1 protein-coding gene is annotated in these 1,534 nt (G+C 44.3%); it reads right to left on the reverse strand.

From position 1 onward, the window contains the following. Window positions 1–261: 261 nt before the first annotated feature. A complete protein-coding gene (locus A3729_RS19405) occupies window positions 262–1,245 on the reverse strand; it encodes an adenosine kinase (RefSeq protein ID WP_068515182.1) in 984 nt (327 codons plus the stop codon). Window positions 1,246–1,534 lie beyond the last annotated feature (289 nt).

Below are 1,534 nucleotides of genomic sequence, written 5' to 3' on the forward strand. Positions count from 1 at the left end.
AGAATGAATGCACCTAAAATTAGTTTTTTCATAGCAATTCCTTGAATCATTTTTTGTAAGTAACGCCCTTCGATTATAAACAGCGTTATTGGAAAAAGGCAATGTGTTTAGTTTTATACAGCTTACCTTAAGTTTCACATTTTAATAGTGTAGTCGAAGATTTGGAAAAGGGAACAACGGGAGCTTTAATCTGCAGTTTCAGGTCGTGATAAGATTTAACAGCCTCATGAGTCGAGGCTGTTAAACGGGAAGAATATTTATCTAGAACTTCAGATCTGCATGTTGTTCTGGTCTGAGTCTCGGGCCGTACTGACTCACCACTTGAGCTGCGGCTCTGTTAGCAAGCGTTGCTGCTTGGGCAAAGGTTTGGTCATGAGTGATTGCATAAAGAAATGCACCTGCGAACATGTCGCCGGCTCCATTTGTATCGATTGCTTTTGCTTCAACGCCAGCGACTATTGAGATTTCATTGCCGTCATAAACGAGAGCGCCATCTTTTCCTAAAGTAATTGCAAAAGACTTTGCAGTTTCTTTAAGCTTTTCAGCAGCATCTTCGATGTTATTGCTTTGTGTCCAGGCGAGTGCTTCGTCTTTGTTGCAGAATAATAAATCAACCTGTTGGCCGATCATTTCCTTTAGCCCTTCGCCAAAGAACTCGACCATTCCTGGGTCAGAGAGGGAAATTGCCGTTTTTACACCCTGCTGCTCGGCAATTTCCCGTGCTTTGATGGCCGCTTGTTTGCCACTAGGTGATGTAACGAGATAGCCTTCGATATACAGGTATTCAGATTGAGCAATAGCTTTAGCATCAAGCTGTGCTTCATCTAATTCAGCGCTTACGCCCAAGAATGTATTCATGGTTCGTTCGGCGTCAGGGGTAATCATAACCAGACATTTTCCGGTTGTACCATTCGGGTGGGCTTTATCGCTTGTGGTCACGCCCGCTGCTTGGGTATCTTGTTGGAAGAATAGGCCGTTTTCGTCGTCTGATACTTTGCAGGAATAATAGGTCTTGGCACCGAAGTAACTGGCAGCGATAATCGAGTTGCATGCCGAGCCGCCGCTGGCTCTTTTACTACCAACCAAGTGTTCTTTCATTAGCTCTAGTATTTCGGCTTGGCGGGTTTCATCCACCAAGGTCATTAGACCTTTCTCAATATTAGCTTGGGATAGGAATTCATCGGTGACTTCAATTTCAGTATCGACGAGGGCGGCGCCTAAACCATAGACGTGATATTGTTGCATAGTAATTGCCTTGCTAGTTGGCTAATGGTGGTGTCCATTATATACAGCGTCATTTGCGTATGGCAAAGACGATTTATACGCTTGGTGAATAGCCTGCGCGGTAGATAGCATGAAAAAGGATATATGAGGAAGAACCTTGCTTGGAATGAATAGAAATGTATTGGTTTTATTGTTATCTGGTGCGCTGGGCTTGTGTATTGCGCCAATGGTTGTGTTTATCGGTGGTTTGGTCGGGGCATCGCTTGCTCCTGATCCAGAACTTTCCACATTGCCTGTAGCGGGCATTGTT

Source organism: Oleiphilus sp. HI0043 (assembly GCF_001634935.1).